This window comes from Methanimicrococcus hongohii (assembly GCF_032594095.1).
GTDB lineage: Archaea > Halobacteriota > Methanosarcinia > Methanosarcinales > Methanosarcinaceae > Methanimicrococcus > Methanimicrococcus hongohii.
Genome location: NZ_CP131059.1, coordinates 1,363,383 through 1,385,308 on the forward strand (window position 1 = coordinate 1,363,383; position 21,926 = coordinate 1,385,308).

Below are 21,926 nucleotides of genomic sequence, written 5' to 3' on the forward strand. Positions count from 1 at the left end.
TCCGTCACTGAACGCTTTTCTTGCCCAAATCAAAAGCTTTTAAATTCACATCCAAAAACTTCGGCGGAACCAAAACTTTGATGCAGTCGATGAATGTCTGCTCCTGAAGCGGAATATAATGCGACGCGGCGCCGACCATGACAACATTTGCCGCCTGGCGGTTGCCGGCTTCCGTTGCAAGACTTGTTGCCTGAACCGTTTTCACGACGAAAGATTCGGAAAGCGCGGAAAGCATTTGGTCGATGTCGGGATATTCGGCTTTTCCGGTCGTCACCGTAAACGGATAAACGGGTTCGGTGTCAACGAGAATGATGCCGCCGTCTTTCATTAAATGGGCGTAGCGAACGGCTTCAGCCGGCTCAAGCGCAATCATCAGATCTGCACCTCTTTTCGGGATGAGCGAGCCGTAAGCGCTGCCGATGCGGACGTGGTTTTCAACAGATCCGCCGCGCTGCGCCATGCCGTGCGTTTCTGCGGCTTGGACGGCGCGATCTTCGGCAACAGCTGCCCTTCCGAGAATGTCGGACGCCAGAATAGCGCCTTGACCGCCGACGCCGCAGATGACGACATCGTATTTGACATCGGTTTTGCCGGAATTCGGAACGCTGCCGAAACATTTGTTTTCATCTGAACTCATTTTTTCACCTCGACAATCGCATCAAACGGACATATTTGAGCGCAAACGCCGCATCCGATACATTGAGAATTGATAAACGCGAGAGCGGGACCCTTATCAAATTCGATTGCGGGGCAGCCGAAGTTCACGCATTTGCGGCATCCTTTGCATTTGTCGGAAACGACTGCAAACGGATCCATTTTAATGCCCGCTTTCTTGGCAACGATCGCGCAAGCCTGCTGAACAATGACGACAGAAACGCCTTCAAAGTTTTTCGCATCACGGAAAGCTGTTTTCAAACCTTCATAATCGTAAGCGTCCACCGTTCTAATAAATTGAGTGCCGGCAGCCGCGCAAACGGCTTCAAGCGAAACAGGAAGCGATTCGATGCCGACGGCGGTTTTGCCCGTATTCGGATTCGGCTGGTGGCCAGTCATTGCGGTGATGCGGTTGTCCAAAATGGCGACCGTCATTTTCGCGTTGTTGTAAACGGCGTTCATCAGCGAATTTACGCCTGTATGGAGGAAAGTCGAGTCGCCGATGGTACAGCAGACCGCTTTCTTTTCGCCGGAATGAGCGATGCCGGATGCCATGCTGATGCTTGCGCCCATACAAATCGTCGTGTCAACGGCGCCGCTGTGGATGCCGAGTGTGTAGCAACCGATGTCGCTTGGGAAAATAGCGTTTTTGCCGAACACTTCTTTAATCACTTGGAAAGCGGAGCGGTGAGAGCAGCCGACGCAAAGCGCGGGCGGTCTCGGCGGCAGAACGATTTCTGTCACTGCGGCAGGCAGCGCGGGAACGTTTCCGGCGGCAGCAAATGCGGGAGCGGACGGGTCGGCGTATTCTTTGAAAACGGATGCCATGACGTCGCGGCAGACTTCGAAGCTGAGCTCGTTCACGCGGGGAACCGGATTTTTGCCGATAATTTCGGTTTTGATTTGGTGCTGCTGCGCCAAAATGCGGACGCGGTCTTCGACGATGGGTTCCAATTCTTCAACGACAAGAACTTTGTCGCAGTGGTTGAGCATTTCAAGAATAAAATTATCCGGCGCGGGATAAGCGGTAATTTTTAAAAATGATGCGTTGATGCCGAGCGCGTGAAGCGCTTCTTTTGCGTAAACGGAAGCAATGCCGGATGAGATGACACCGATTTTTGAGTCTTCGCAGCGTTCCAAAACGTTCCAGGGGGACTCTTCGAGTGCTTCTGCCATTGGTTTTTGGCGTTCCAGTGACGCGATATGGCGCGGGCGCGCAAAGTTGGGCATCATGACCATTCGGCTCGGGTCTTTGACGAAATCAACGACATTTGAATTGGTTTTGATTTCACCGAGCTCAATGCCGGATTTGCCGTGGCTGATGCGTGTTGTCGGGCGGAAAATGACCGGCGTTTCAAATTTCTCGGAAAAATCAAATGCGAAAGCCACCATATCTTTTGCGTCCTGAAGTGTCGCGGGATCAAAGCAGGGAATTTGAGCGAACTGCGCGTAGCGGCGCGTGTCCTGTTCATTTTGAGATGAATGGAAAGACGGGTCGTCGGCTGCCAAAATGATTAAACCGCCTTTGGTTCCGGCGAAACAGACAGTCATCAGCGGGTCGGCCGCGACGTTTAAGCCGACATGTTTCATTGTAACGAGTGCGCGCGTGCCTGCAAATGCGGCGCCGATCGCGACTTCTACGGCCACCTTTTCATTAACCGACCATTCGATATAGAAATCGCGGTCATTTTGAGCGCGCAAGATGTCAACGATTTCAGAAGACGGCGTTCCCGGGTAACCTGAAACCAACCCGACGCCGGCCTCTCTGACACCGCGGGCGATTGCGGCATTGCCGAGCATATATTCTTTAGTCATAGAAAACTCCGAATTTTGTTTTTTGAAGGATTAATAATTATCAAAAATGATATTCATCATTAAAAAGAATGATTAAAAAAGGTTTTGATAAATCCGAACATTTTTTTGAATGAATGATAAATAGAAAAATAAAATGAAAAATAAAATGAAAAATAAAATGAAATGAAAAATAAAACGGAAATAAAAACAAAAGTGAAAGATAAATGAAAAATAAAAGATTAAAAATAAAAACGGTATGAAGTAAAGGCAGCAAACTCAAATCAAACCGAAAATGAACGCCGCCAAAGATAAAAGCATCGCGATTTTAAAGTATTTGGAAGATTTTGCGTAATCTCTTTTGAACAGGTAATAAATCGCGACGAAGAAACATAAAATCACAATAATGAGCGCGTAAAGATAATGGACGGTCAGGTATCCCAAAATATACGGCAGCGGGCTGAGCAAAACGGCTAAAAAGCCGAATGCGGACGCTAAATAGATCGCGGGTTTTTCGCCATATTTGATCGGGAAAGTGACGGCGCCGTCTTCGGCATCGCCTTTGATGTCTTCGATGTCTTTAACGATTTCACGAGCGGCCGTTGCCAAAAAGGCCAGCAGAAACAGCGGGATCATGACCCGAACACCGTCTGTTCCGAGAAAAGACGCGCCGAAAAGGAAAGTCGATCCTGTCAGATAAGCGATGGAAAGATTTCCGAGAAGAACGGTGCGCTTCAGTGTTTTGGCGTACCAGATGAGAATGAAAACGTTGATAAACCCGATGATTCCGGCGACAGGATTGATTAAAAACGCAATCAAAAGCGCAACCGAAAAGCAAAGGATCGTCAGATAAACGGCTTCTTTTAAGCTGATCCGGCCTGACGGAAGCGGACGGTTCGGTTTGTTGACGCGGTCAATATCGACATCATAATAGTCGTTGAGCATATTGCCGGCGCCCGTTGCTAAAAAGACCATGATGAAAATGTAAAAGAGATGAATGAGATTGTAAAACAACGCCCCCTCCATCGGGTAATCTAAAATGATGGCGGCGATGAAAACGGCGATAACCGATGAAATGCCGGCCATTGCAGCGTTTTTATACCTCATGAATTCCAAATAAGCGGAAATTTTTTGAACCAGATTCATTTTTGTCATCCGTTTGCCGTTTGCGCAAAGTTTACAATCAAAATATTTACATCAGAATTTACAATCAAAATATTTACATCAGAATGTTTGCAATCAGAATATAATCACAATATTTGTCATCATTTAATTGTTTGATGTCATTTATGTTTTCGTCAAGCGTTTTACAATTCTTACATATTTTTATATTATTTCGGAACAGCCGCAAGCATTCGGTCAAGCGATTTTTTGGCTTTGACGCGAATGTCTTCGGGAACCGTGATTTTTGTATTTCCCGTTTCAAGCGCGTTTAAAATTGCCGGAAGCGTCGCCATTTTCATGGTGGAGCAGTAAGCGTATTTGGAAACGGGATAAAAAGACTTGTTCGGGCTGTCTTTCATTAATTTATGCATCATTTCCTGCTCGGTTCCGATGATGAATTCTTTTTCGTCGGCTGCAGCGGCGTATTTAATGATTCCCGCCGTACTGAAAATGCCGTCGGCGTGCTTTAAAACTTCGGGGCGGCATTCGGGATGCGCGAGAAAAACAGCACTCGGATGTTTCGCTTTTGCCGTCAGAACATCGAATTCCGTAATTTGCTGGTGAATCGGACAAAACCCGTTCCAAAAATGAATTTTTTTGTCCGTTAAAGTTGAAATGTAATGACCGAGATTTTTGTCGGGAACGAATAAAATTTCGTTTTCTTCGATTGCGGCAACGACTTCTTTTGCGTTTGCGGAAGTGCAGCACACATCGGACTCGGCTTTGACTGCCGCCGAGCTGTTGACATAGCAGACGACTGCCGCGTCAGGATACTGCTTTTTTGCTTCGCGAAGCGCTTCGACCGTGACCATGTCTGCCATGGGGCATCCGGCGTCGGCGTCGGGCAGCAGAACTGTTTTCTGCGGCGACAGAATGTAAGCGCTTTCCGCCATGAAGTGAACGCCTGCAAAAACGATCATGTCGGCATCTAAATCGACAGCCGCTTGGCTGAGCGCAAAAGAATCGCCGACCAAATCGGCGTTGTCCTGAACTTCGGCGCGTGCGTAATTGTGCGCCAAAATGACGGCGTTTTTCTCTTCCTTTAACTCGGAAATGCGCCGTAAAATTTCATCGCTTTTCATAAAAATCCCAATCCTTGAAAACAAATAATCAACAATATTATTCCTATTAAACGGTTTCGGAAAAACGAATTGTATCGAATTGAAAAACATAAAAAAGAGATGAAGAGAAAGGAGAATTATAAAAATGGATGAGATTAAAATTTTAAAATATGAAATAAAAACGAGAGGCAGGTTTGAAAAACAAAAAAAATGGGGCAGCTCGCGCGCGGCGGCGGTTTGGAGCGGCAGCAGCGCAAACCGGATTGCAAACGGCAACGGAATCCTGTTGGTAGCGGCGGCAAACAGAAACCTGTGGGCAACTGCGGCACGTTCGCGAATGCGAACGGATTATGATTAAAAAGAGCAGATACACGCGGAAACGCAATCCTGACTGCAAGCGGCAATAAAATACAGTTGCAGACGATCAGGCTTAGCCGGAACCGGATGCAATCAGAAATTGAATTTTTTTTTGTTTCGTTTCGTACGGGAAAGAATCTCCAACTCCTTCTTTCCTCTGCACCGCTATCGGAAACGCGTCGTTGGAGGTGGCGGCTTTTGAACGTATTATCCAATCTAAAATTGATTGAAACATCGTCTTTCATTAAAATTCTTCAAAAACGGAACGCCTTTTTTTATCGAAAATCTAAAACATTTAAGATTAGAGTTTTATCGGGCGTTCAGGTTCACCGATTTCAAAAATGGATGTTTAGGTTTCATCCAAAAATGAATAAAACCGGGGGTCAGGTTTGAAAATCAAAATAAAAACGATGCATTTCGCGCGCGGCGACGCCTCAAAAATAGAAAAACTGAAAAATAAAAAGATGAAAAATCAGACGCCGATTTGCATCGGATCCGTAATTTTCTTCAATGTCGAAACGGCTGACAGTGCCGCCAAATAACTTGTTTTCGGATTTTTCGGAGACGGTTTGTTTTCGATTGCCATTTTCATATGTCCGAAGTCGCCGTAAACTTCCAGCTCGTGCATGTTTTCTGAAATCGTCGGGTCGGCAATGATTCGAACGACCGTTTTGTCAAAACCGATGCCGCACAAACTGATGGTTGCGCAGACATTGACGTTTTTCGGGAACCCGACGACGGCTTCAGCTGCCGTTCCTTCGAAGATGAGTTTCGGCTCTTTCAATTCCGACAGATCAATATTGTTTTCAATCAGATAAGGAGAGCCGGAAAGCCCCGAAACCGGTTTTCTTGTTGTGACGGAAACCGACGAAATGTTTGCCATCGCGGCTGATTTCAATCCATCCGTTCCGGCAATCGCGCCTGACGGAATATAAATTTTAGATCCGCTTGCGGCTGCCGCATCTCTGACTTTTTGATAAAAATCAGGATTTTGGAAAGCGCCGACGCTTAAAACCATTAAATCAACGCCGTTTTCTGCTGCCGGAAGCGCATATTTCAAAACAGCGTCTTGAGAAGCGCATTCGACAATTAAATCACAAGACTCAATCATCTCTTCGGGCGCGCATTTTTGAGGATTGCCCGTTTTCAAAAGTTTCAAAACATCATCGGCTTTCGCTTCAGAGAAATCAAAAATACCGAAAATCTCGGCGGGAACTGCGCCCGAATCAACGGCAGAGCAAATCTGCGTGCCGATGAAACCGCATCCGATTATACCGATTTTAATCATGAGAAAACTTCCAATTAAATAAATCCGACTGTTCGGGTAAATGGCATTACATTTCAGACTTATTATGTCTTTTGCTTTAATCAAAACAGAAGAGTTTATCTGTCATGAATTTTCAATACGACTGAAAAATATTTAATCAAATGAACTGTAATTTATAACTGTATTAAAAAAATGTAATAAAAAAATGTAATTTAAAATTATTTGAATTGTTATTTTTTATGACATACCGCATTAATATTTCACAATTGTTTTACAATCATCTGTCATCATCTTACAATTTTTAACAATAATTTTAAAAATATTTTAAAAATGCTGCGGAGAGAACGAATTGATACTGCAAAAAGAAATTGAGCTGTTCCTTGAAGAAGATTTAAGGGAAGATGATGTCTCCTGCACTCTTGTTAAAAGCCAAAATGTCAGCGCGGTCATTTTTGTCAAAGAAGACTGCATCGTCTCCGGTCTTGAAATCGCGTCCGCCATTCTGGATTATATGAAAATCGGATACGAACAGAAAAAAATGCCGGGAGATTTTGCAAAAGCCGGCGATGTTTTGTATGAATTAAACGGCGATTCGGTTTCGATTTTGCGCGCCGAACGCCTCGTTTTAAACTTTTTATCTCATTTATCCGGAATCGCAACCAACACGGCCGATTACGTAAAAATCGTCAAAGAAGCGGCAGGCGAAAAATCGGAAAGCGGAAAAGTGCCGAAAATTGCAGCAACGCGTAAAACAACACCCGGAATCCGCAAATTCGAAAAGAAAGCTGTCTTAGACGGCGGCGGCGACCCGCATCGCCAAAGTCTTTCAGATATGGTCATGATCAAAGACAATCATATCGAGATCATGGGACTTGAACAGGCTTTCAGCGAAGCGAAACGCCAAACCTCTTTTTCGAAAAAAATTGAAATTGAAGCCGACACAAAAGAACAGGCGGTCCGAGCCGCTGAAATCGGTGCCGACATCATTCTTTTAGATAATATGTCACCGCAACAGATCCGCGAGGTTGTTGCTTTGATGGAGCAAAAAGATCTCCGAAACCGCGTTTTATTGGAAGCATCCGGCGGCATTCGCAAAGAAAACTTAAAAGAATACGCGACCAGCGGAATTGATGTTATATCTCTCAGTGCCGTTACAAATGCTGCTGATTGGATTGATGTGGGACTTGATATTGCAAACAAGTAAAAACAGAATCTAAAACACTGTCGAATCCCGTAACTGCGATTGTTGAAAAATCAAAAATATTAAATAAATGAGAAGAATGTTAACTTACTTAAAAGATAGAGATTATATTAAAGAATTCATTGAATTTCATTAAAAATAAATAAAAACGAACAAATTGTAAAAACAAACAAATTGTAAAAACAATTAGAGGGGAGTAATTTTGAAAATAATGAGATACGGTGCAGGAATATTGCTTTTCGCATTAATTTTAACAGCTGCAATGATACCGGCGGCGGCATGGGAAAGAGACGACTGGCTCGAAGGCAGTGACGGTTATATGATCAATAATGTGATTATTGAAGCCAGTGCAATCGGCGTCAGCACGGATGAAAACAACAGCAGTAACACATCCGGAAATGCATCCATCAGTATTTATGAATGGAAAAATGATGCCTGGACAAGAATAAACGGAACAAAATTATCCTTAAATAATACATTCAGTTTTACTGCATCTGACGGCAATTATTCAGTCAGAGCAATTGATTTCAGAGAATCCGGAAAATTCAATCAAGTCAGATTAGAATTTTGGACAAATGCAAATGTTACGAATTACGGCTATGTCGAGGGCGGTCACAGCAATGCGGAAGGCGCCGGAAGACCGAATCTCGTCATTACGAAAGTCATAACACCTTCTGAAAACATATCCGTCGATGACATTATTACGGTGATGATTTATGTCAATAACAGCGGGAATTATGACGCGAAGAATGTGACAATTACAGAATCCTATTCAGAAGGATTCTTGATGTCAAATGTAACAATCAACAATACCGTCAATCAGACAATAAACAGAAACACAAACAGTACTTATTGGGTATATCAATTAAAAGCTGTTGAACCCGGAACCAAAACCCTGCCGGTAACAAATGTCACCGCAGAAAATGCGGTCGGCGGAAAATTCGAATATCAGAGCAACACCGTCACCATTGATGTCAGTGATTTGGCCGCTTTGACATTTACACCGTCAGCGCCGAGCGGAAATACGGTTGATTATCACACGCGTTCAAAGATTGAAGGAAACATTACAATCAAAAACACGGGAACGATGCCCGCGCAATATGTCGGCATTGAGTTTGATCTGCCGTCGGGCGCAACAGTCAGCGGAAGCGACATTACGACAACAGGCAATAAAGGAACTGTTTATATTGACCAGATTATGCCGAATAACCAAAAAGTGATCGAATATTCTCTTTCCGCAACCGAAGCCGGATATTTTGATGTCAACATCACTTACAATTACACTTACAATAACAGTTCAAAATCGGGAACAATTCAAACTGTTTCATACAATTCTATCAGCAACAATGCTATAGAAACACTGATGGATTATTGGTATGTTTTGCTTATTCCGATCATTTTAATCGCTGTTGCGGCTCTCTTTTTATGGAAACGCCACAGAGAATACAAATTCTGAGTTAATTGAAAAAAACGAATTAACTCTCCTCATTCTTTTATTTCATAATTTTTTAATTATTTTTGATTTTTTTCATATTTTTGATTTTTTCATACTTTGATTTTTTTCATATTTCGATTCAGCTTGATTTTTTCTCATATTTTTGATTCGTTCCATTCATAGCCGTTTCATTTAATCTGTTTCTTTAATCCGTTTCTTTTTGATTTTCGTCAATTTTTGAAAAATATGTTTATTGCGGTGTCGTCGTTTGCCGACACGCCGAAGCGCCCCTCATTGATTCAGTCGACCCCGAATATATGAGAAACGAATATAAGCGAGATATAAAGAAGAAAGAACAAATATATATACGAAAATTGATAATCATGAACAAATTAGTTATAAATAACAGTTTGATTCATTATCATAAAGTATTTTTTAAAACAGTTTTTGAACACAGATATTTTCGGAGGATTCCATTTTGCTTAACGTATTACTTGTCGGAAACGGCCAATGCGGCAACAGAATTTTAGATGCCGTCAACAAGCACGCCATGAACCGCGGTTCCAATGTCAAGGAAGCCGGCGGCGGCTTTTCAAAATATTTTTCAAAACATAATTATCAAAGCAATGTTCAGACGATTGCGATTAACACGGCAATTAATGACTTAAAAGAAATGAAGTTCACGAAAGCCAAAGACAGAGTTCATATCAAAAACCTTCACGGCGTCGGCGCCAACCGTAATATCGGCAAAGAAGTGTTTGAACAGCAGAAATCAAACATTATGAGATCTATTGAAGAGAGAGGCGACTTTGATATCGCTTTTGTCATCACTTCCGCATCCGGCGGAACAGGTTCGTCATTTACGCCGCCTTTGATTGAAGAAATCAAAAAGTCTCACAACTTCCCGGTTTATGCGCTCGTTATTTTGCCGTTCAGGGAAGAAGGAACGCTTTATTTGCAGAACGCTGCGTTCATGCTCAAAGAATTAAGAGAAGGGCCGTGCGACGGCATTATTTTAGCCGACAACCAGTATTTGAAATCCATCGGCGGCAATGTTCAGGAAGCTTACGACGGTATCAACAGCATGATTGCAAAACGCCTGTTGTTCCTGCTCGACTCTTTGGACAGTGAAATGATGATGGTAACCGACTTGGGTGACTTTAAGACTGTAATGAGCGGCGGCGCGGGTCTTGCGACCATCGGCTACTTTAAAGCTGAAAATGAAATGCCGATTCGAACTGTTATTCAAAATTGTATTTCGCCGCGAGGTTTGCTTTTCTCAACGGACGCATACAAGGAAGGCGGCCGTGCGATGGTCATTTTAAAAGGCGACAAAAAATATTTGAGCATGGAAGAAATTTCAACGGAAGTTGAAAAACTTTCAGGCGCAATCGGTCACGTTTTCAAAGGCGTTATCGTTGAAAACGGCAGTTTGCCCGAAGCGCTTTGTGTTTTAACGCTGAACTCCGCCGAAGAATTGGAATCCTTATATGAAGGCGCCATTCAGGCGATCGGCATGGAAAAAGACAAGAAAGACCGTGTCAAAAAGAAAAAGGAAATGGAATCGTCGTTCATGACGATTGACGGTATGGATCCGGAATACTAAACCGGATTCAAATTACTTTTTTACTTTTTTCATTTATTTCTGTTTTAATTTCTAAATTTTTTTCAATTATTCTATTTTTTCATTTCAATTTTTAATTGCCGCTTGCAGTCAGGTGTGTGTTTAAATTTTGCTCGTGACCGACCTTTGGTCGGCCTCTCACAAAATTTCATCGGGCAGGGGAGGGAGGTGTTTGTAAAAAATCGCTTCGCGATTTTTCAGGCTTCGCCGATTTCCGCATGCATATCAGGTTTCTGTTTCCGCGTGGAGTCAGGTTTCCGTTCCCGCTGCCGGTCTTCCGGCGCCTCGCCATGCAGCTGCCGCTGCCGGTCGCCGCCGCGCGCGAGCCGCCTCATTTTTAAAAAATATATTTTCAAACAGAACCCCGTTTTTTCAAAAATATCGCAAAACAAAATGTATGTTTTTCATTCTCTCGAAAAAATGATTTTTGCAATTCATTTCGATAAATAAAAAAGAAAAAGAAAGAAAATGCCGATTTCTGGCATTTTCAAATTTGAATCGACTTACGGAACGGTTTCGACTGTCGGCGTCGGATAAAGTTTTTTCAAATTTTTGATAACGTAATTTCCGAATGTGAAACTGATCAGCATGACCAAAAAGTCGCCGACAAGCGCGCCGATCCAAATGCCGGGCAGACCGTATCCGAAATAAATGCCTAAGAGGTAAGCAATCGGCACTTCAAAGATAATCGCCCGAATAAGCGTTAAGACCAATGCAGAAGAGCCCATTTTCAAACCCTGAAGCATTGACGATGTCAGGATATTTGCCGGCAGGAACATGAAAATCAGACACATGACCTGAAGGAAACTTGCAATGTCTGCCTGCAAGTAAGCAGACTCGCCCGTTGCGAAAATGCCTGCAATCGGGTCGGCAAAGATGAAAACGAATGCTGCAATCACCAATTCGATCAAAAGACCGATTTTGATGCCGAAATAGTAAACGGATTTGAGCTTTTTGATATCGTGTCCGCCGAAAGAGACGCCGGCCATTGTTGTCATACCGGTTGCCAGACCCATCATCGGCATCACACCGATTGAAATGATACGCCAGCCCGTGCTGTAAATTGCGGCGCCGTCTGTTCCGCCGACATTGAGAACGATCATGTTCAGCAAAACGGTTGAAATGGACATTGTCAGCTGTGAAACGGTTGCCGGAATGCCGACAACAATGATGTCGCGAATAATCGGCCATTCGAATCTGAATCCTTTGAAGCGGATGGACACGTAAGTCTTTTTCTGGATCAAGAGCCAGTACATAACCATCGCGGTTGAAACGCTGAATGAAAGAACGCTGGCGTAAGCCGCGCCGTCAACGCCGAGTCCGAGACCCCAGTCGTAAATGAAAATCGGGTCCAAAATCATGTTTAAAACGGCACCGACAATGGTTGCGAACATGGTTTTGCGGCTGTTGCCTTCGCTGTTTAAAAGGGAATTGCCGACGTTGAGAAGGAAGATTGAAAAGGAACAGTAAATGAACGGATTCATGTATCCTGCTGTTGTTGCCGCTAATGATGCGTCAGCTCCCATCAGCATAAAAATCGGTTCCATTAAGGGAACGGCTAACCAGGCGACAAAACTGAGAATGACGGCAAAAATAATGGCGTGCGTTGCGAATTTGTCGGCCTGCTTTTTATTTCGGGAGCCGATGGCTCTTGAGACGGCTGACCCTGCACCGACACCGATACCGGTTGCGATTGCCATGAGCGCCATGAAAAACGGGAAAGCTAAACCGACGGCGGCGAGTGCTTCAGCGCCGAGTCCTGCGACCCAAAATGTGTCGACGAGATTGTAAATGGATTCAAAGAAAAGCGCGATCATGACGGGAACGGAAACTTTGATCATGGCTTTTTTCGGATTTCCGAGAAGATCGGCAACGCCTTTCGTCATTTTTCCTTCGCCTGAATCATCAGAACCGGAGCTCGGCGTATTGCCTGTATCCGCGACAGGGTTTCCCGAAACGGAAGTGTTTACAGCCGAATCGTACGGCTGCGTCGGAGTGGAGGGGGACTCTGCTTGTCCCGCGGAAGAGTGTGAATCCTCCGGTTGAGAATGATTTTCTGAAATGACCATAATAAAACCTCATGACAAAAACGGATACGAGGATCCGATGTTGAAAACATGAATAACGTAACGAATTGCAAGCCGAATGCAATATAAGGAAAATGTAATGTGACGGCTTTGCCAAGTCAGAAACATTCAGGAACTATATATAATATATCATACCGAATAAACATTACCAATTGAACGGACCGATTGAACGGATTGAACGAACGTGCTGATTGAACATGCTGATGACCGTGCCGGTTGAACGTGCTGATGAACGTGCCGATTGAACGTGCTGATTGAACGGATTGACTGAACTGCTGAGAAAACGCAGAATAAAGTCGGAACAAAGCGGCTGAACATTATCGTTTCGACAGGAATTCCGAATGTTTATATACCATGTTTGTATTTTGAGAGTGCGAATTTTGATTCAGAAATTGTTGATTTTAGATTTTTAAATTCATTTGTTTAAATTTTTAATTTTAAAATCATTCTTTTGAGTTATTTTCGACACAATAACACGCGAAGAAATATCGGGACTTTCGATTGTATCAATTGTTTTCAATGAATGAATCGGGATTCTTGAAACGGTATTTTGAAGTAGCGGTTATTTTGAGGTTGATATTATGGCAAAAATGCACACTAAGAGAAAAGGTAAGTCCGGCTCAAAGAAGCCGCTTCGAACCGAAGTCCCTGAATGGTCAAATGTTTCCGCTGAAGATGCGACACAACTCGTTTTGGATATGTGGAAACAGGGTATCCCGACAAGCCAGATCGGCATGATTTTAAGAGACCAGTACGGTGTCGGCGATGTTAAATTGCTCACCGGCAAAAAGGTTACTCAGATCTTAAAAGACAATGAAGTCGCGCCCCACCTTCCGGAAGACTTGACCAACTTGATCGTTAAGGCACTCAGACTCAGAAAACACTTGGGCGCCAACAAGCACGACCTTCACAACAAAAGATCTCTTCAGTTGACTGAATCCAAGATCAGAAGACTCGTGAAATACTACCACGGCACAAAAGTTCTTCCGATGGACTGGGTTTACAAGCCCGACACCGCGGAAATGATGCTGAGCAGATAATTTCTGTTCTTTCATTTTTTGTGTAAAGTAAATTAAAAATTATGTTTCGGCAGCATTTTGCTGTCAATCTTTTTCTTTTTTTGTTAAAATTGAAGAGACGAAGTCTTTTTTGTTGAATTTTTTTGATTTATTTTTGAAAATATATCGTGTGTATTTTTCGATTTGTTTTAAAAAACGTTCTTCCGTTTCAGTTTGTTTAAAAAATATGTGTTCATTTCAATTTGTTTTTTAAAAATTTGTGCGGCTCGCGCGGGCGGGCGGCGGCGAAAAGTGGCGAAAAAAATCGCTGCGCGATTTTTCAATAAACACCGCCTTCTTGTAGACTCAGTGGGCCTCTACAAGCCGAAACGCAAACCACACTCCAACCGGCAAACACAAACCACACTCCAACCGGCAAACGTAAACCACACCCCAAGCGGAAACACAAACCACACTCCAACCGGCAAACGCAAACCACACTCCAAGCGGCAAACGCAAACCACACTCCAAGCGGAAACACAAACTGCATTCCGACTGCAAACATAAACCATCGGTTGAGTTTTTAACTAAATTATAGCAACCCTGTTGTTCGAACTTTTTATTCGTCGTTGAAAGAATCCGCCAAGTCTCGATTCCCTTCGCTACGCTACGGGAATCTCAACTTGCGGGGATGTTGTTTGGGATTTTTATTAATTTAATCAAAAAACAAACATCATGTTTATTTCAAATTAAACAAAAACCGAACGCCGTTTTTCTTTAAAATATTCTTTAATTTTTAAGGTTTTAAGGGGCGTTCGGGTTTTCGATAATTTTCACGAAAATGGATGTTTGGGTTTGTCCGAAAATTGAAAAAAGGCGAAATACCGCCACTCCAACGACGCGTTTTCGAGCGCAGCGAGAAAAGAAGGAGTTGGAGATTCTTACCGCGATTCAACAAAACAGCAAACACAGGCTTTTTCAATATTTTCAATTCATCACAAAAAATAAACAAAAAAATAAAATGGAAAAAAGAAGAAAGAGAAACCGTATTCCTGTCACTCTTTCTTAAACTTTAAAATCAAATCTTCCAAACTCAATGAAACCTGTTCGCCGCTTTTCATATCCTTAAGCGACAAAAGTCCCGATTCCAATTCTTTTTCGCCGACAATCAAAACGTACTCGGCGCCGACCGTATTGGCGTATTCCATTTGCGCTTTGAAATTGCGGCCCATAATGTCGGTTAAAACCGAAACGTACGGGCGAAGTTCGTTTGCGATTTCGATGCCGTTTGTTTGGGTTTCGGGTTTTGTAATCAAAACGATTGTTTCGGGTTTTTCAACCGGCAACTCGCAAATTTCCATGATCCTGTCAAAGCCGATTCCGAATCCCGTTGAAACAACGTCGCCGCCGCCGAATAAGGAGATCAATTTATAAGAGCCGCCGCCGCAAATTTGTTTTTGAGCGCCGAGACCGTCGGCATAAACTTCAAAGACAATTCCCGTATAATAATCAAGACCGCGGGCGACACCAAAGTTGACAGTGTAATCCGTGACGCCGTAAGCAGTAAGAAGCGTGAGCGTTTTTTCAAAAGCGTCGAGTTCGGGCAAATCGCCGACAACTTCGCGGGCGCTTTTGGCAGCCGCAAAACCGTCTTTGCCGGAGAGAGAAATGATTTTGTGAATCTTTTCAATCAATTCGGCTGAAACCGAAAGTTCGCCGAGATAGGAATCCAAATTTTCATACTCTTTTTTGTCGATGTAGCGCATGATCTGATCCGCAACGGCAGACTCGGTCGTGATTTGAGCGAGCAGACATCTGAGAATGGACAAGTTTCCGATGTTGAGGTCGCCTTTGATTCCGACAGATTCAATCATCGTCATCGCAAGCGCAATCACTTCCGCGTCAGCTTCGGGTTTGCTGCTGCCGATGAGTTCTGCGCCGAACTGCCAGAATTCTCTGTAGCGTCCCTTTTGCGGGCGCTCGTAGCGGAAACAATTTTCGAAATAGAAAAGTTTAATCGGTCTTGAAAAAGACTGCATTTCATTGACATAAGCGCGCATGACAGGCGCTGTCAGCTCGGGGCGAAGCGTCATTTCGCGATCTCCCTTGTCCGTGAAATTGTAAAGTTCGCCGATGATTCCCTGACCGGATTTGAGCGTGAAAAGTTCAAGCTCTTCAAAAGTCGGCGTCACAACTTCGCCGTAACCCCATTTTTGAATCACTTCGCGAAGTTTGAATTCAACAGCGCGCCGGCGTGCCATTTCTTCAGGCAAAAAGTCGCGCGTGCCTCTCGGTTTTGAAATTGTCATAATATAAGTTCCTGAAATGATAATGTGAAATCGATTGCGGATTAAATGGATTGGGATTAAATGGATTGAGATTTAATGGATTGAGATTAAATGAATATGCAGATTTAATGAATATGAAGATCATGAATATTAATCAGGCATCATGAAGACTGCTGCCGCATTTGGAAGGGTCGGCGTAAGTCAGCTGCCAGGTCATTCCGAATTTGTCAACAATCATGCCGTAGAGAGTTGCATAGAAAGTTTCCTGCAATTCCGATGCGACTGTTCCGCCTTCTTTTAAGCGGCTGAAAACGGTTTCAATTTCTTTTTGATCACGAGTGCCGAAAAACAAACTGATATTGTTGCCTTTAATCAAATCAAACTCGTCAGGCATATCGCAAAACATCACTTCAACGCCGCCGATTTCCAATTCACAGTGCATGATTTTATCTTTCATGCCTTCCGAAATTGAAAAGTTTGAATCGGGACTTTCGGGAACATCGCCGTACGTTAAAAACGAAGGAACGTCTTTGCCGAAAACACCGGCATAAAAAGTAACGGCTTCACGGCAATTCCCGCTAAAACAGACATAAACGCTGAATGACATTTTTTCACCTGACCGATATGATTAATGACTGATTTGACAATAATTGGCAAAATATAATACAATAATAAATACAATAATAATACAAATATTGAAAAATGAATGACGGAATAAATTAAAAAACTTGTGACGGAAAAAACATTCAAAGCTCAAATTTGAAACATGAATATTCAATTCGAATAAAACATTCAAACTCAAACATTCCGGCTCAAATGCTCATTTCTGAATAACGACTGAAAGAATGTCGCCGTCCATCAATTTATGTTCCAATCCGACTCGCTGTCCCGGATGTTTGGCGGATTTTCCCCAAACGTACGCGAATCTGAACTTTCGTCTGAAATCTTTGTGAAGACGGTCACAGATTTGACCGACATCGGTTCCTTTCAAAACGATCATCGGCTCTTCCAGATCGGCGGCTTCGCCCTGCGGTTTCATATAAACGCGGATGAATCCGAGGCGGTCGTAAAGAACGTCGCGGAGCATATCTAAATTCTGGCTGTTGTGCGCGGAAATAAAGACGGCGTCAGGATGTCTTTTCTTGTTGTCCGCCAAACTGTCGGCGTTTGCCAAATCGACTTTGTTGACGACAATCATTGAAGAAACATAACTGCGGTTGCCTGCGACAACATCAATAAACTGATCGACTGTTACGTTTTCTCTGAAAAGAACGGTTGCGTTGTGGATTTTGTATTCGTCCATAATGGATTTGATCGTGTCTTCGTCCAAATAATCCAATTCGACGGTTGAATTGATACGAATTCCGCCGCGATCCACTTTTTTAATAACGACGTCAGGCGGAGTTTGATCAACGCGGATTCCGGCTTCATAAAGTTCTTCCATCAAAACTTGATAGTGCGTCGGCTGAAAAACGTCGAGCAGAAAAATAACAAGATCGGAACTGCGAATAACGGCGATAACTTCTTTACCGCGCCCGCGCCCGGAAGCGGCGCCTTTCACAAGTCCGGGAACGTCCAAAATCTGAATGATGGCGCCTTTGTATTCCATAACGCCCGGAACAACAGTCAGCGTCGTGAACGCGTAAGCGCCGACTTCGGAATTGGCATCGGTCAGTTTGTTGAGAAGCGTTGACTTACCGACAGACGGAAAACCGACAAGCGTAACGGTTGCGTCGCCTGACTTTTTGACGCTGTAACCTTCGCCCGTTCCGCCGGAAGAGCTTTTCTTTTCGACTTCGTCATGCAGTTTTGCAAGCTTCGCTTTCAATCTGCCAATGTGAAAAGAAGTGGCTTTGTTGTAAGTCGTTTTCTTGATTTCTTCTTCGACTTCCCGAATCTGTTCCTGTAATGTTGCCATCGTTGTACCGAAATAAAATTTGTAATCAAAACTTGTAAATCAAAACTTTAATTAAAACTTGTAATTAAGATTTGCAATCAGCAATAGTCACGCGAGTCTGCTCGCGGTGAAGAATAACCTGTTTTTCAGTATAAATAATTAATGAGGCGCAAAAATGCAGTTCATCTGTTTGCAATTTTTTGCAGTTTTTCGGCGGCGACGCGCGCGTGAGTTGCATCATTTTTAATAAAATGAAAAAAAGATCCGTGAAGTCAGAAAAATCAAAGAAAACGGCGGGAACAAAAATGAAAATAAAAAATGAAGTCGAAAATAAATGAAAATGAAAATTAATGAAAACGAAAATAAATGAAAAAAGAAAGTGTAAGCGAACTTACGACTTTCATTAATTAAAATTGCGATTCGCAATTATTCTGCGATTATTTTTTTGCAGCCGGTTTCTTTGCTGCGGGTTTTGCAGCCGGTTTGGCGGCAGGCTTTTTTGCAGGCGCTTTTGCAGCGGCAGTCTTGGCAGCCGGAGCTCTTGCTGCGGGCTTTGCAGCGGTTTTAGCGGCGGGTGCTTTTGCTGCGGGTTTGGCGGCAGCAGCCTTAGAAGCAGGTGCCTTAGAAGCAGGTGCCTTAGCAGCGGCAGCCTTAGAAGCAGGTGCCTTAGCAGCGGCAGTCTTAGAAGCAGGCGTTTTAGCGGCGGCAGCCTTAGAAGCAGGCGCTTTGGGGGCGGCTCTTGCCGGCGCTTTCTTTGCCGTGTAGATTTCGGTTCCGGTCGTTGTTGTGACTCTTTCGAATTCTTTAAGCATCAAAGCTGTGACAGGACCTGTTTTTCCGGTGCCGACTGTTCTGCCGTCCACCCAAACAACTGCTGCGGCTTCGGCAGCGGTTCCTGTGACAAAGATTTCATCGGCGGTGTAAACGTCGAAGAGACCGATATTTTCGACGCGGACGGGGATTTTGTTCTTTTCCAAGAGTTCGATTGCCGTTGCTCTTGTGATTCCTTTGAGATTGTTGATTGTCGGCGGCGTGTAAACGACACCGTTTTTGATGATGAAAATGTTGTCTCCGGAGCCTTCTGCGACAAAACCGTTGTTGTCAAGGAAAATCGCTTCCTGACCGCCTTTGGCGTTGGCCTCGATTTTGGCGAGAATGTTGTTCAGATAATTCAAAGATTTGATATTGGGAGACAGCGCATCGGGCGCGTTTCGGCGGACGCCGACGGTAACTGCTTTGAGTTCCATTGTGTCGTACAAGGAATCCATTGTTTTGAGGACGATGAAAACATTTGCTTTGTCACATTTGAGCGGGTCAAGTCCTAAATCGCCGTTGCCGCGTGAAACGATCGGGCGGATGTAGGCGTCTTTTAAGTTGTTTTGGCGAAGTGTTTCAAGAATGGCTTCTTCCATGGCTTCTTTAGTCATTCCGATGTCCAAGTCGATGGCTTTGGCGGAGTCAAACAAACGGTCGACGTGTTCTCTTAATTTGAAAACGCGGCCTTTGTAAGCGCGAATTCCTTCAAAAACGCCGTCTCCGTAAAGAAAGCCGTGGTCAAAAACGGATATGACAGGTTGGTTCTCGGGAACGAACTTGCCGTTGACATACATTAAATTCTCGCTCATAGTAAATCACCCGATTTTATTCATATTATTCATATATTAGATCATAATTAAAGTGACAATTGTTACAATAGTTATTGATAGTGTTTATGATATTTTTATTTGATAATTTATTTGATAAATTAATAACAAATTAGATTTTTAACGGAAAAATATGAAGAAATCCGCACCCAAGCGAAAAACGTCATAAATACAGATACAAAATTCCCGAACAGATTTAAATGTTTTTCCAAGAAAACGACTTCATGAAGATTTATCACAGAATATGAGCCAAAAAAATCAATTAAACAAATGGAATCGATTTAACATTTTTTCGAAATAAAAATAAAAACGAAATGTTGCTGCTGAAAATTTCAAAAAAGAAGTAAAACCCTGAACAAAAGGTATATATGAGAAAAAATGCTTTCTTTGAATCCTGTCCAATGGGCTCGTGGCTTAGCCAGGATATAGCGTCGGGCTTCTAACCCGAATGCCGGGGGTTCGAATCCTCCCGGGCCCGCTTTTAAAAACCTTTTTTTGTAATTTATTTTTCAAGTAAATGAAATTTTTTTGTTTTCGATTGATTCGTTTTTTGAATTTTTAATTTTGTTTTTTTTTTGTTTTATTTCATTTTAATTTCAATGAAAACGCGTGGTTCGAATTGAAAAAATTAACAAACCCGGGAGCGGGTTTGAAAATTAAAACGAAAAATGATGCGACTCGCGCGTGGGGCGGGCGGGCAGCAAGCGGAAAACTGACCGGCAAGCTGAAACAGAAAGATAGCAGCGGAAACAGAAACAGAAAGGTAGCGGCGGAAACAGAAACAAGAAGGTAGCAGCGGAAACAGAAACAGAAAGGTAGCGGCGGAAACAGAAACAGAAAGGTAGCGGCGGAAACAGAAACAGAAAGGTAGCAGCGGAAACAGAAACAGAAAGGTAGCGGCGGAAACAGAAACGGGAAGGTAGCGGCAGCACGTTCGCGAATGCGAACGGATTTCTAAAAAAAGAGCAGATACAGGCAGCAACACAAGCCTGACCGACAGCAGCAACGCAAACAGCCACGCCGCAGAAACAGAAACCTGACCGACAGCAACAACGTAAACAGCCACGCCGCGGAAACAGAAACCTGACCGACAGCGGCAGAAGCAAAAAACATCGGTTTTAAATTTTTCGTTTCGCATGGGAAAGAATCTCCATCTCCTCCTTCCCTCCGCTTCGCTTCGGGAACTCGTCGTTGGAGGGGCGGCGCTTTGTCTTTTCATACAATAATAATTCAATTGAAACATCGTTTTTCATCAAAAATATTCAAAAACGGAACGCCAATTTTTTAATGAAATCTAAAATATTTTTTTAGGATTTTATCGGGCGTTCAGGTTCACCGATTTTGAAAATTGGATGTTTGGGTTTGGATTTTAATTATTTACAAATCAGAAAACGGGAATTTACGAAATAATATATTCAATTTCACGAACAGTAATATCAATTTCAAAACCGGAATCTGAAGAAATCATAATCATCAAATTATCAATATCCGATTCTGTTTTCAATTCGGGAAAATTTCGATTCAAATCACTTTCAAATTCTAAAATCCATTTCTTGAAAGCGTTTTCTGTTTGAAGTTCAATCGCTTCATTAAGATTTGAAAAGGAATTTGAAACGGGCGGAACAAAATAAATACAGATTGTTGTTGCAAAATCATAAACTTCGGCTTTTTGAACAACTTTGTAATTGAGAATCGTCAAATCGCCGAAAACGGGAGATGAAGACGAACGAATAATATCGCCCGACATAGAAATTAAAAATTTGCCGTCGTATTTTCTGACAAAAATTGACGGCGGTTTTACGAATGAAAAACCGTCTTCCTGAATCAAAAGAACAGAAGAGCCGTCTGATGAATAAATGTTGTCAGGAATTTGAGAATAACGGGATGAAAAAATCAAAGAGCCCGAACTCAGTCGATAGAAAGCGAAATCGTCATCAGAATTGTCATCGAAATCGTCATCAGAATTGTCATCGAAATCGTCATCCGAATCGTCGTCAGAATTAAAATCGTTATCCGAATCAAAGAAATCAGGAGGATTGAAAACAGAATTCGATTTTAGAAAAGATTCTGTTTCGGGCGGAACGGTAAGAACCGGAAAAACGGCAAACATTATTCCGCCGGTTTCGACGGCGTAAATCGTTGAATTTTTGGAATGAAAAGAATAACTTCCTGATGATGCCGTATTTTCGGAAAATTTTAAAATATCCGAAAGCAGCAAAACATTGTCAGCGGATTCATCTTGCATGATTTTTGCAGGAATTGCAGTTAACAAAAAAGCCGAGAGAAAAAGTGTGAAAATCGCAAGCAAAAGCAAAGTCCCGAAAATGACGGAAACGCCGGATTCATCTTGAATCATTTCTTTGGTGTTTGTTTTGATGAAACTTTCAGTTTTTCCGAATTTTTTGAACTGTTTGAGCTTTTTGTGCCGTTTGAAGTTTTTAACATTATTTTTATTTTTG

The 21,926-nt window shown here is 42.9% G+C and carries 19 protein-coding genes, 1 tRNA gene and 1 pseudogene; 8 read left to right on the top strand and 13 right to left on the bottom strand.

Features of this window, described 5'->3' with window-relative positions; genetic code table 11:
- Positions 1 to 4: 4 nt before the first annotated feature.
- The 4 genes from MmiHf6_RS06210 to nadA all read right to left on the bottom strand — a co-directional run bounded on the left by MmiHf6_RS06210 (position 5) and on the right by nadA (position 4,691).
- Positions 5 to 637 (bottom strand): indolepyruvate oxidoreductase subunit beta, encoded by a 633-nt coding sequence (locus tag MmiHf6_RS06210; protein WP_316556934.1) that lies wholly within the window; start codon positions 635 to 637, stop codon positions 5 to 7.
- Positions 634 to 2,469, bottom strand: a complete 1,836-nt coding sequence (gene iorA / locus MmiHf6_RS06215; RefSeq protein ID WP_316556935.1) for an indolepyruvate ferredoxin oxidoreductase subunit alpha — start codon at positions 2,467 to 2,469, stop codon at positions 634 to 636. Before iorA ends, MmiHf6_RS06210 begins: the two co-directional genes overlap by 4 nt.
- A 255-nt stretch (positions 2,470 to 2,724) precedes the next feature.
- Positions 2,725 to 3,591, bottom strand: coding sequence for a geranylgeranylglycerol-phosphate geranylgeranyltransferase (locus MmiHf6_RS06220; protein ID WP_316556936.1), 867 nt, complete (start codon positions 3,589 to 3,591; stop codon positions 2,725 to 2,727).
- Between the two features lie 185 nt (positions 3,592 to 3,776).
- Entirely contained in the window at positions 3,777 to 4,691 is a 915-nt protein-coding gene (gene nadA, locus MmiHf6_RS06225; RefSeq protein ID WP_316556937.1) for a quinolinate synthase NadA, read from the bottom strand.
- A gap of 124 nt (positions 4,692 to 4,815) precedes the next feature.
- Between nadA and MmiHf6_RS06230 the strand changes: the two genes are divergently transcribed.
- Positions 4,816 to 5,028, top strand: coding sequence for a hypothetical protein (locus MmiHf6_RS06230; RefSeq protein ID WP_316556938.1), 213 nt, complete (start codon positions 4,816 to 4,818; stop codon positions 5,026 to 5,028).
- Positions 5,029 to 5,499: 471 nt separating this feature from the next.
- Here the strand turns inward: MmiHf6_RS06230 and MmiHf6_RS06235 are convergent, their stop codons facing one another.
- On the bottom strand, positions 5,500 to 6,315 hold the full coding sequence (locus tag MmiHf6_RS06235) for an aspartate dehydrogenase (protein ID WP_316556939.1): 816 nt from the start codon (positions 6,313 to 6,315) through the stop codon (positions 5,500 to 5,502).
- 328 nt (positions 6,316 to 6,643) lie between these two features.
- Between MmiHf6_RS06235 and nadC the strand changes: the two genes are divergently transcribed.
- The 4 genes from nadC (at position 6,644) to MmiHf6_RS06255 (ending at position 11,004) form a co-directional block, all read left to right on the top strand.
- A complete protein-coding gene (gene nadC, locus MmiHf6_RS06240; RefSeq protein WP_316556940.1) occupies positions 6,644 to 7,498 on the top strand; it encodes a carboxylating nicotinate-nucleotide diphosphorylase in 855 nt (284 codons plus the stop codon).
- Positions 7,499 to 7,697: 199 nt separating this feature from the next.
- On the top strand, positions 7,698 to 8,951 hold the full coding sequence (locus tag MmiHf6_RS06245; RefSeq protein ID WP_316556941.1) for a COG1361 family protein: 1,254 nt from the start codon (positions 7,698 to 7,700) through the stop codon (positions 8,949 to 8,951).
- A gap of 457 nt (positions 8,952 to 9,408) precedes the next feature.
- Entirely contained in the window at positions 9,409 to 10,536 is a 1,128-nt protein-coding gene (locus MmiHf6_RS06250; protein ID WP_316556942.1) for an FtsZ/tubulin family protein, read from the top strand.
- 114 nt (positions 10,537 to 10,650) lie between these two features.
- The gene (locus tag MmiHf6_RS06255) at positions 10,651 to 11,004 is read left to right on the top strand and encodes a hypothetical protein (RefSeq protein WP_316556943.1); all 354 of its coding nucleotides are present in this window, start codon (positions 10,651 to 10,653) and stop codon (positions 11,002 to 11,004) included.
- A 53-nt stretch (positions 11,005 to 11,057) separates the two neighbouring features.
- Here MmiHf6_RS06255 and MmiHf6_RS06260 read toward each other — a convergent pair whose 3' ends face one another.
- The gene (locus MmiHf6_RS06260; protein WP_316556944.1) at positions 11,058 to 12,623 is read right to left on the bottom strand and encodes an MATE family efflux transporter; all 1,566 of its coding nucleotides are present in this window, start codon (positions 12,621 to 12,623) and stop codon (positions 11,058 to 11,060) included.
- Between the two features lie 599 nt (positions 12,624 to 13,222).
- Between MmiHf6_RS06260 and MmiHf6_RS06265 the strand changes: the two genes are divergently transcribed.
- The gene (locus MmiHf6_RS06265) at positions 13,223 to 13,681 is read left to right on the top strand and encodes a 30S ribosomal protein S15 (RefSeq protein WP_316556945.1); all 459 of its coding nucleotides are present in this window, start codon (positions 13,223 to 13,225) and stop codon (positions 13,679 to 13,681) included.
- A 324-nt stretch (positions 13,682 to 14,005) separates the two neighbouring features.
- Here MmiHf6_RS06265 and MmiHf6_RS06270 read toward each other — a convergent pair whose 3' ends face one another.
- Entirely contained in the window at positions 14,006 to 14,200 is a 195-nt protein-coding gene (locus tag MmiHf6_RS06270; protein ID WP_316556946.1) for a hypothetical protein, read from the bottom strand.
- A 280-nt stretch (positions 14,201 to 14,480) separates the two neighbouring features.
- Here MmiHf6_RS06270 and MmiHf6_RS06275 point away from each other — a divergent pair, with 280 nt between their 5' ends.
- On the top strand, positions 14,481 to 14,708 hold the full coding sequence (locus tag MmiHf6_RS06275; protein ID WP_316556947.1) for a hypothetical protein: 228 nt from the start codon (positions 14,481 to 14,483) through the stop codon (positions 14,706 to 14,708).
- Here MmiHf6_RS06275 and hisS read toward each other — a convergent pair.
- The 4 genes and pseudogenes from hisS to ilvE all read right to left on the bottom strand — a co-directional run.
- Positions 14,695 to 15,948, bottom strand: coding sequence for a histidine--tRNA ligase (hisS, locus tag MmiHf6_RS06280; protein ID WP_316556948.1), 1,254 nt, complete (start codon positions 15,946 to 15,948; stop codon positions 14,695 to 14,697). The two genes, MmiHf6_RS06275 and hisS, sit on opposite strands and share 14 nt — an antisense overlap.
- Before the next feature lie 133 nt (positions 15,949 to 16,081).
- A complete protein-coding gene (locus MmiHf6_RS06285) occupies positions 16,082 to 16,534 on the bottom strand; it encodes a VOC family protein (protein WP_316556949.1) in 453 nt (150 codons plus the stop codon).
- Positions 16,535 to 16,747: 213 nt separating this feature from the next.
- Positions 16,748 to 17,845 carry an OBG GTPase family GTP-binding protein gene (locus MmiHf6_RS06290; RefSeq protein ID WP_316556950.1) on the bottom strand — a complete coding sequence of 366 codons (1,098 nt, stop codon included), beginning with the start codon at positions 17,843 to 17,845 and terminating at the stop codon, positions 16,748 to 16,750.
- A 740-nt stretch (positions 17,846 to 18,585) separates the two neighbouring features.
- A pseudogene (ilvE, locus tag MmiHf6_RS06295) lies at positions 18,586 to 19,449 on the bottom strand (branched-chain-amino-acid transaminase); the annotation flags it as partial.
- A gap of 421 nt (positions 19,450 to 19,870) precedes the next feature.
- On the opposite strand from ilvE, the gene MmiHf6_RS06300 reads away from it, so the two are divergent.
- Positions 19,871 to 19,945, top strand: a tRNA-Arg gene (locus tag MmiHf6_RS06300).
- Between the two features lie 150 nt (positions 19,946 to 20,095).
- Here MmiHf6_RS06300 and MmiHf6_RS06305 read toward each other — a convergent pair.
- Positions 20,096 to 20,605: a hypothetical protein gene (locus tag MmiHf6_RS06305; protein WP_316556951.1), complete on the bottom strand. Its 510-nt coding sequence runs from the start codon at positions 20,603 to 20,605 to the stop codon at positions 20,096 to 20,098.
- 261 nt (positions 20,606 to 20,866) lie between these two features.
- Positions 20,867 to 21,712 (bottom strand): hypothetical protein, encoded by an 846-nt coding sequence (locus tag MmiHf6_RS06310; protein ID WP_316556952.1) that lies wholly within the window; start codon positions 21,710 to 21,712, stop codon positions 20,867 to 20,869.
- Positions 21,713 to 21,926 lie beyond the last annotated feature (214 nt).

Excerpts from the sequence above, each read along its gene's own strand:
- iorA (WP_316556935.1), bottom strand. The coding sequence starts at position 2,469 with ATGACTAAAGAATATATGCTCGGCAATGCCGCAATCGCCCGCGGTGTC.
- MmiHf6_RS06260 (WP_316556944.1), bottom strand. The coding sequence starts at position 12,623 with ATGGTCATTTCAGAAAATCATTCTCAACCGGAGGATTCACACTCTTCC.
- MmiHf6_RS06235 (WP_316556939.1), bottom strand. The coding sequence starts at position 6,315 with ATGATTAAAATCGGTATAATCGGATGCGGTTTCATCGGCACGCAGATT.
- MmiHf6_RS06310 (WP_316556952.1), bottom strand. The coding sequence starts at position 21,712 with ATGCAAGATGAATCCGCTGACAATGTTTTGCTGCTTTCGGATATTTTA.
- MmiHf6_RS06230 (WP_316556938.1), top strand. The coding sequence starts at position 4,816 with ATGGATGAGATTAAAATTTTAAAATATGAAATAAAAACGAGAGGCAGG.
- MmiHf6_RS06265 (WP_316556945.1), top strand. The coding sequence starts at position 13,223 with ATGGCAAAAATGCACACTAAGAGAAAAGGTAAGTCCGGCTCAAAGAAG.
- hisS (WP_316556948.1), bottom strand. The coding sequence starts at position 15,948 with ATGACAATTTCAAAACCGAGAGGCACGCGCGACTTTTTGCCTGAAGAA.
- MmiHf6_RS06275 (WP_316556947.1), top strand. The coding sequence starts at position 14,481 with ATGGATGTTTGGGTTTGTCCGAAAATTGAAAAAAGGCGAAATACCGCC.
- MmiHf6_RS06305 (WP_316556951.1), bottom strand. The coding sequence starts at position 20,605 with ATGCGAAACGAAAAATTTAAAACCGATGTTTTTTGCTTCTGCCGCTGT.
- nadA (WP_316556937.1), bottom strand. The coding sequence starts at position 4,691 with ATGAAAAGCGATGAAATTTTACGGCGCATTTCCGAGTTAAAGGAAGAG.
- MmiHf6_RS06290 (WP_316556950.1), bottom strand. The coding sequence starts at position 17,845 with ATGGCAACATTACAGGAACAGATTCGGGAAGTCGAAGAAGAAATCAAG.
- MmiHf6_RS06285 (WP_316556949.1), bottom strand. The coding sequence starts at position 16,534 with ATGTCATTCAGCGTTTATGTCTGTTTTAGCGGGAATTGCCGTGAAGCC.
- MmiHf6_RS06210 (WP_316556934.1), bottom strand. The coding sequence starts at position 637 with ATGAGTTCAGATGAAAACAAATGTTTCGGCAGCGTTCCGAATTCCGGC.
- MmiHf6_RS06220 (WP_316556936.1), bottom strand. The coding sequence starts at position 3,591 with ATGAATCTGGTTCAAAAAATTTCCGCTTATTTGGAATTCATGAGGTAT.